We start from the raw sequence: 1,044 nt of genomic DNA on the forward strand, positions 1-1,044 counted from the left end.
CCCTTGTTTCGGCCTTAGTATTCGAAGCAGCCCGCGATGCTGCCGCACGCCAACAGGCGGCGCACCCTTTGGTGGAGCCAAATATTGCGCCGGGAGCTTGTAATCTCTAGTGCAGGTGTTCAGTGCAGGTTTGTTTTGCCTGACTAAGTGCAGGTTTTCCTGCACTAGAGACTGTCCGGAGGATGCTTTGTCCGGAAAACTTCCACGTTTTCCGCATCTGATGTCTGATTTTGAGCGCAAGGAGTCAGCCTGCATTTGGTGTTTGAAAGACCTAGTGCAGGTTTCAGGGCTCCCTTTTCGACGTCTTGACGGGGCTTTCCTATCGGTTTGCTATCAGCTCAACAAGCTTGGCGTAAGCACGACCTTATCGCGCAAGATAGCTTCGATGCCGAGTGCATCGAGAAAGTCCTGGCCGACGATGGGCGCAATCGCCTCGATGGGACTTATGCCTCCCAAACACTCCCTCGGCGTGGAGTTCACGTGGCTCATCATAAGCGCGCAATCGCGCTCATCTAGGCCGTCCATCGATGTTTTCTTGGGAACTACCCTCCTGTAATACTTATGGTTGCACTCGGCGGCTCCCTTCTGCCATGACGAATAGCTCTCGCAGTAGTAAAGCCTGCACCCGAGCGCCCCTTCTACGCCATTAACGTCGAAGAATTCTCCTCCGTTGTCTGTGAGAAGTAGGTACATCACATCGGCGCCCCGCCTTCCCATGGCGGAGGCGACCAGCCCCAAGGCCGAGACGACCTCGGCTGCGGTACACCCTTGCAAAATCAGAGCCAGCTGAAAGCGTGTGGGTCGGTGCAAAAGCGTGAGCAGGCACTTGCCGCCTATGCGCCCAATCACGGTATCCATCTCCCATCTTCCGTCGCGAACGTCTTGGTTAAGAGCCAGATAGTCCTCCCAGCTACGCCCGGCAAGGCTTGATCGAGGAATACGTCTATCGCTCTTCTTCAATTTCTTTTTCCTGGGTTTGCGTGCCACCGCGTCTATGAGGTGCATCCGACCGGCTCCGACCTCGCCCTTATTCACGTGGGTATA

1 protein-coding gene is annotated in these 1,044 nt (G+C 55.5%); it reads right to left on the reverse strand.

What is annotated here, in order from left to right; genetic code table 11:
• Positions 1-333 precede the first annotated feature (333 nt).
• The coding region (locus RR842_RS14830; RefSeq protein WP_332730339.1) for an IS30 family transposase at positions 334-1,044 on the reverse strand (711 nt) is incomplete at its 5' end.

Origin of the sequence: Gordonibacter sp. (assembly GCF_036667095.1) — a bacterium.
In the GTDB taxonomy this organism is placed as follows: Bacteria; Actinomycetota; Coriobacteriia; order Coriobacteriales; family Eggerthellaceae; genus Gordonibacter.